This is a genomic window from Burkholderia sp. Ax-1720, from assembly GCF_011753035.1.
Taxonomy (GTDB): domain Bacteria; phylum Pseudomonadota; class Gammaproteobacteria; order Burkholderiales; family Burkholderiaceae; genus Burkholderia; species Burkholderia gladioli.
Genome location: NZ_VWWK01000271.1, coordinates 1 through 6,595, shown reverse-complemented (window position 1 = coordinate 6,595; position 6,595 = coordinate 1). Strand labels below are relative to the sequence as shown.

Here is a 6,595-nt window from a genome sequence, read left to right as displayed (position 1 = left end):
CGCCCACGGCCTGCCGTGCCGCGGCCGCGCCCGCCGGGATCGTGCACCGGGCGCGGCAAGCCGCCGGCAGGGCCGGGCGCCGCTCGAACCGTCCCCGATTTCCCGCGTCGCGCACCCGCCGCAGCCCGTTGTAGGGCCGCGCGCTTCTGTGTTAAAAAGCCCCCCTTTCCGCTTCGCGCCCGTCCCGTCGGCGTTTCATTCCCCATGAGCTACTGCGCGATCGATTTCGGCACTTCCAACTCCGCCGTCGCCCTGCCGGACCCGGCGCGGGAGGGGGCGATGCGGCTCGCGCCCGTGGAAGGCGAGCACCGCACCCTGCCGACCTCCATCTTCTTCAACAACGACGAGGGCACGCGCGAGTTCGGCCGTGCCGCGCTGGCCTCCTACATCGACGGTTTCGACGGTCGGCTGATGCGCTCGATGAAGAGCATCCTCGGCTCGCCGCTGGCGGAAACCACCACCGACCTCGGCGACGGCAGCGGCATCGCCTATACCGAGGTGATCGCCATCTTCATGCAGCACCTGACGGGCAAGGCGCAGGCCTGCTCGGGCGGCGCGATCGATCGCGCGGTGCTGGGCCGGCCGGTGTTCTTCGTCGACGACGATCCGCGCGCCGACCGCCTCGCCGAGCAGCAGCTCGCGGCGGCCGCGCAGTCGGTGGGCCTGAAGGAGGTGCATTTCCAGTACGAGCCGATCGCGGCCGCGTTCGACTACGAGTCGCGCCAGCCGGCCGAGACGCTGGTGCTGGTGGCCGACATCGGCGGCGGCACCTCGGACTTCTCGCTGGTGCGCGTCGGCCCCGAGCGCATGGCGCGGCTCGAGCGCAAGGACGACGTGCTCGCGCATCACGGCGTGCACGTGGCCGGCACCGACTACGACCGCCGCGTCGAGCTGGCCTCGATCATGCCGGCCTTCGGCTACCGCTCGCTGGACCCGGAAGGCCGCGAGCTGCCGAACCGGATCTACTTCGACCTCGCCACCTGGCACCTGATCAACACCGTCTACACGCCCAAGCGGCTTGCCGAGCTCAAGCTGATGAAGCACCTGTATGTGGACACGCGCCAGTTCGAGCGGCTGGTGAGGGTGGTCGAGCAGCGCTTCGGCCACGCGCTGATGGCGCGCGCCGAGGAGGCCAAGATCGGCGTGGCGGCGGGCGGGGAGACCATGATCGACCTGAACGAGGTCGAGGAGGACCTGCAGATCGCCTTCGACGCGGCGCGCCTGGTGGACGCCAGCGTCGACGACACGGCGCGCATCGTCGAGGCGGCGCGCGAGACGGTCCGGCTGGCCGGCATCGCGCCGCGCGATCTGGGCGCGCTCTACTTCACGGGCGGCTCGACCGGGCTGGCCTTCCTGTCGGGCGCGCTGGCGGCCGCCTTCCCCGATGCCGAGCCGGTGTTCGGCGATCGCCTCGCCAGCGTCGCCACGGGCCTCGGGATCCACGCGCGGCGCCTGTTCGGCTGAGCGCCGGGCGGCGCGCCTCGGGCGGGCCTGGGCAGGGCTCGATACGGCTGCGCCGGGAGCGAGAATTGCCTCCGCCGCCGCGCCGGCCCGCCAACCCGTCCAGCACGCCTCGATGACAAATCGGCGTGCCCGGCGTCGATTCCCTTGCCCCGCGACGCGAACCGCTGCACCACTATCGGAATCAATCCCGCCGGATCGCGGCCCGACACGAATTCGGGTCGGAAAAAACGAAAACCCCGCCGAGGCGGGGTTTTTTATTCAGGCGAAGATATCGCGCGAACTTACAGCGGCTTGATGTTCGCTGCTTGCAGACCCTTCGGGCCGGTCTTCACTTCGAATTCGACCTTCTGGTTTTCTTGCAGCGTCTTGAAACCGTCAACCTTGATTTCCGAGAAGTGCGCGAACAGATCGTCGCCGCCGCCTTCCGGCGTGATGAAGCCAAAACCCTTAGCGTCGTTGAACCACTTGACGGTGCCGGTTGCCATAACTTGTTCCTAAAAATGTGAGACAGGGCGAAACGCCCGGGAGGTGCATGAAAATCAAGGAAGGGGGTAATGGGGCCGACCGGAGTACCGTTGATGGGCGAACTACGAAAGAACCTATTCACTCGCCACTTGAAATCCTGCTCGGCCGTTATACGTCCAAACGACCTTGCGGTCAACCTTCCCGCGAGAATTCCTAGGGAAACCACTAGAAATACCACGAATAACGCTTACAAATCTTGCTGGGGCGCTCATTTTTTTGTAGGGGCTGATCGATTTTGCCGCCATGCGGGAGGTGCAACCGTATACACTACGCGCCGCACGGGCGGGTTGTCCTGGACCGGACAACCCGTCCCCCAAAGATGCCGGCGCGACCCCGGCCGAACGACCTTCGGCAGGCGTCCTGACAAGGCTTTTTGAGAGACATAGGAGAGGTTGTGAACAGTTCTATTCAACGGAACATTGGCCCGATCGCGCTCATGCTGACGGGCCTGGGGTCGATCATCGGCTCCGGCTGGCTTTTCGGGGCCTGGAAAGCAGCGAAGATCGCCGGCCCGGCCGCGATCTGCGCCTGGATCATCGGCGCGGTCGTGATTCTCGCGATCGCATTGACCTATGCCGAGCTCGGCGCGATGTTCCCGGAATCGGGCGGCATGGTGCGCTACGCGCGTTACTCGCACGGCTCCCTGGTGGGCTTCATCAGCGCCTGGGCCAACTGGATCGCGATCGTCTCGGTGATCCCGATCGAGGCCGAGGCATCGATCCAGTACATGAGCACCTGGCCCTATGAGTGGGCGCACAGCCTGTTCGTGGGCGGGGAGTTGACCACACCAGGCCTGCTGCTCTCGGCGGTGCTGGTGGTGATCTACTTCATGCTGAACTACTGGGGCGTGAAGCTGTTCGCGCGCGCCAACTCGGCGATCACGGTGTTCAAGTTCCTGATCCCGGGCCTGACCATCCTCGGCCTGATGCTCACCAGCTTCCACTCCGACAACCTCGGCATGACGAGCAACGACTCGTTCGCGCCGTATGGCTGGTCGGCGGTGCTCACGGCGGTCGCCACCAGCGGCATCGTGTTCGCGTTCAACGGCTTCCAGAGCCCGGTCAACCTCGCCGGCGAGGCGCGCAACCCGTCGCGCAGCGTGCCGTTCGCGGTGATCGCCTCGATCCTGATCGCGCTGGTGATCTACGTGCTGCTGCAGATCGCCTACATCGGCTCGGTCGATCCGGCCGAAGTCGCGAAGGGCTGGAAGCACTTCAACTTCGCCTCGCCGTTCGCGGAACTGGCGATCGCGCTGAACCTGAACTGGCTGGCCGTGCTGCTCTACGTCGACGCCTTCATCAGCCCGAGCGGCACCGGCACGACCTACATGGCCACCACCACGCGGATGATCTACGCGATGGAGCGCAACAACACGATGCCGAAGATGTTCGGCAACGTGCACCCGCTCTACGGCGTGCCGCGCAACGCGATGTGGTTCAACCTGCTGGTCTCCTTCGTCTTCCTGTTCTTCTTCCGCGGCTGGAGCTCGCTGGCGGCCGTGATCTCGGTGGCTACCGTGATCTCGTACCTGACGGGCCCGATCAGCCTGATGGCGCTGCGCCGCGCGGCCACCGACCTCGATCGTCCGCTGTCGATCCCGGGCATGAAGCTGATCGCGCCGTTCGCCTTCGTCTGCGCCTCGCTGATCCTGTACTGGGCGAAGTGGCCGCTGACGGGCGAGATCATCCTGCTGATGGTCGTCGCGCTGCCGGTGTACTTCTACTTCCAGGCCAAGTCGGGCTGGGGTGGCTGGGGTGCCGACCTGAAGGCCGCCTGGTGGCTGGTCGCCTACCTGCCGACGATGGCCGTGCTGTCGCTGATCGGCAGCAAGCAGTTCGGCGGCTCGGGCGTGCTGCCCTATGGCTGGGACATGCTGATCGTCGCGCTGATCGCGCTGGGCTTCTACTTCTGGGGCGTCAACACCGGCTACCGGACCCAGTACCTCGACGAGCGCGAGTCGCACGACGAGATTCTCGACGGCATCGGCGCCTGAGCGTCACCGCCCGATCCTGACGACACCGCCGCCGCGGTGCCGGCAGGAACGAAAAAAAGCCCGCCCGGGTCATGCCCGGGCGGGCTTTTTCATGGGCGCTCGCCGCGCCCCGGGCCGTAGCTCAGGCCGCGGGCTGGCTGGCCTGGGGCGACGACGCGAACACGTAGTTGGTCATCGCCAGCACGCGCTGGTAGGTGCCCAGCGACTGGATGCCGAGCTGGTAGTCGTCGTCGGCCGCGCCGAGCGCGGCGAACACCGGCAGCAGGTGCTCGTCGGTCGGGTGCATCAGGGCCGCGTGCGGGGCCTGGCGCCGGTAGTCGAGCAGCGCCTCGATGTCGCGATGGGCCAGGCGGTCCTCGAACCAGCCGGTGAATTCATCCACGCGAGGGTCGGCCTCCTCCGGCGTCGCGCCGAAATCGGCCTGGCGCAGATTGTGGGTGATCTGGCCCGAGCCGATCACCATCACGCCGTCGTCGCGCAGCGCGCGCAGCGCACGGCCCACGCGGAAGTGGTGGGCGGCGTCGGCGCGCGGCTGGATCGACAACTGGGCAACCGGGATATCGGCCTCGGGGAACATCAGCAGCATCGGCACCCAGGCGCCGTGGTCGAGCCCGTAATCGGTGGTCACGGTCGGGATGCCGGCCGCCTCGAGCAGGGCTGCCGTGCGCTCGGCCAGCTCGGGCGCGCCCGGCGCCGGGTAGCGCAGCTCGTAGAGCGCGCGCGGGAAGCCGTGGAAGTCGTGGATGGTTTCGGGCCGCGCGCTGACGCTGACGGCCGGGGCCAGCGTGTTCCAGTGCGCCGAGAGCATCAGCACGGCGCGCGGGCGCGGCAGCTCGGCGCCCAGGTGCGTGAACGCCGCCGAGGGCAGCAGCGGGTCGATCGGCAGCGTCGGGGCGCCGTGGGACAGGTAGAGCGAGGGCAGGCGGGACATGGTCGGAGGTCCGGATGAGTCGAATCGGATTCGACTATAGAGGCCGCCTTGGGTTTGATAAATCGCTCAAACGGGATTTGATTGATTCTCTATCGTTGCGAATCAATGCGAGGGGGCGGGAGGTGACGAGCCTTACTCGGTGCCGCCGCGGATCCCTGTCCACGGCGCGGTGCGCGGCGCGCCGATGCCGAACAGGTCGATCACGCGCGTGACGGTCTGGTCGACCAGCTCGTCGATCGAGGCGGGCATCGCGTAGAAGGCGGGCAGCGGGGGGAAGACGATGCCGCCCATCTCGGTGACGGCGGTCATGTTGCGCAGGTGTGCCAGATTGAAGGGCGTCTCGCGCACCATCAGCACCAGCCGGCGCCGCTCCTTGAGCGTGACGTCGGCGGCGCGGGCCACGAGATTGTCCGAGAGCCCGTGCGCGACGCTGGCCAGCGTCTTCATGGAGCAGGGCGCGACCACCATGCCGTCGGTCGCGAACGAGCCGGAGGCGATGCTCGCGCCCACGTCGCGTACCGAGTGGACCACGTCGGCCCGCGCATGGACCTCGTCCTTCGAGAGCCGCAGTTCGTGCTGGATATTGAGCCAGCCGGCCGCCGACACCAGCAGGTGGGTCTCGACGCCGCCCGCCGCGCGCAGCAGGTCGAGCAGGCGGATGCCGTAGATCGCGCCGGTCGCGCCGGTGATCGCGACGATCAGGCGCCGCGGCGGCGCGGGGCGTGCCTCCATCGAGGGGAGGAACTCAGGCGGCGGCGAACAGTTGCTGCAGTTCGCCCGACTGGTACATCTCCATCATGATGTCCGAGCCGCCGACGAATTCGCCCTTCACGTAGAGCTGCGGGATCGTCGGCCAGTTCGAGAAGCTCTTGATCCCCTGGCGGATTTCCTCGTCCTCGAGCACGTTGACGGTCTTGATCTGGTCGACGCCGCAGGCCTTCAGGACCTGGATCGCGCGGCCCGAGAAGCCGCACATCGGGAATTGCGCGGTGCCCTTCATGAAGAGCACGACCGGGTTTTCGTCGACGATTTGCTTGATGCGTTGTTGGGTATCCATGATGAACCTTGTGCTGATGCGGGGCAGAGAACGGGAATGATACTGGATTTCGGCAGGGCCGACCGGCGCCGGTCCAGGGCGGAAAGCAGGGCCGGGATAGGGCCTGGACCGGGCCGGCGGGTGCTCCGCGCATCTCGCGGGGGCACCGGCCGCGGGCAAGCCGCGCCCGGGCGTTCAGCCGGGCAGGCGCCCGCCGGTGCAGCGCTCGATGGCCGCCAGGTCGGTGAGCGAGGCCACCGCCTCGAATCCGGCGGCGGCGAGGATCGCGCGCACCGCCTCGGCCTGGTCGTAGCCGTGCTCGATCCAGAGTGCGCCGCGCGGCAGCAGGAAGGCCGGCGCGCCGGCCGCGATCGCGCGGATCGCCTCGAGGCCGTCCGCCTCGTCGGTCAGCGCACCGCGCGGCTCGAAGCGCAGGTCGCCCTGCTCGAGATGAGGGTCCCGGCACGCGATATAGGGCGGGTTGCTGACGATCGCGTGAAAGCGCTGCAGCGGATCGAGCGCGCCGTACCAGTCGCTCTCCAGGAACTGCAGGGCGCCGCCCGGGCGCGCCGGGTCGAGCAGCCTGGCCGCGTTGCCGCGTGCCACCGCCAGCGCCGCGGCCGAGCGGTCGAGCGCCTGGACGCGC

Annotated in this window: 7 protein-coding genes; 2 read left to right on the top strand and 5 right to left on the bottom strand. The window is 68.0% G+C overall.

Features of this window, described 5'->3' with window-relative positions; all coding sequences use genetic code 11:
• Window positions 1-204 precede the first annotated feature (204 nt).
• Window positions 205-1,464 carry an Hsp70 family protein gene (locus tag F3J18_RS34870; protein ID WP_025100895.1) on the top strand — a complete coding sequence of 420 codons (1,260 nt, stop codon included), beginning with the start codon at window positions 205-207 and terminating at the stop codon, window positions 1,462-1,464.
• 281 nt (window positions 1,465-1,745) lie between these two features.
• On the opposite strand, the gene F3J18_RS34865 is transcribed toward F3J18_RS34870, so the two are convergent.
• A complete protein-coding gene (locus tag F3J18_RS34865) occupies window positions 1,746-1,949 on the bottom strand; it encodes a cold-shock protein (protein ID WP_025100896.1) in 204 nt (67 codons plus the stop codon).
• Between the two features lie 434 nt (window positions 1,950-2,383).
• Between F3J18_RS34865 and F3J18_RS34860 the strand changes: the two genes are divergently transcribed.
• Window positions 2,384-3,982: an APC family permease gene (locus tag F3J18_RS34860; RefSeq protein WP_166916650.1), complete on the top strand. Its 1,599-nt coding sequence runs from the start codon at window positions 2,384-2,386 to the stop codon at window positions 3,980-3,982.
• Window positions 3,983-4,103: 121 nt separating this feature from the next.
• On the opposite strand, the gene F3J18_RS34855 is transcribed toward F3J18_RS34860, so the two are convergent.
• The 4 genes from F3J18_RS34855 to F3J18_RS34840 form a co-directional block, all read right to left on the bottom strand.
• The gene (locus F3J18_RS34855) at window positions 4,104-4,913 is read right to left on the bottom strand and encodes a class III extradiol ring-cleavage dioxygenase (RefSeq protein WP_166916648.1); all 810 of its coding nucleotides are present in this window, start codon (window positions 4,911-4,913) and stop codon (window positions 4,104-4,106) included.
• Window positions 4,914-5,045: 132 nt separating this feature from the next.
• Entirely contained in the window at window positions 5,046-5,645 is a 600-nt protein-coding gene (locus F3J18_RS34850) for a UbiX family flavin prenyltransferase (protein WP_025100899.1), read from the bottom strand.
• 13 nt (window positions 5,646-5,658) lie between these two features.
• Window positions 5,659-5,970, bottom strand: coding sequence for a Grx4 family monothiol glutaredoxin (gene grxD / locus F3J18_RS34845; RefSeq protein ID WP_012734508.1), 312 nt, complete (start codon window positions 5,968-5,970; stop codon window positions 5,659-5,661).
• A 174-nt stretch (window positions 5,971-6,144) separates the two neighbouring features.
• On the bottom strand, window positions 6,145-6,595 hold a 451-nt coding region (locus tag F3J18_RS34840; protein WP_166916646.1), incomplete at its 5' end, for a HemK/PrmC family methyltransferase.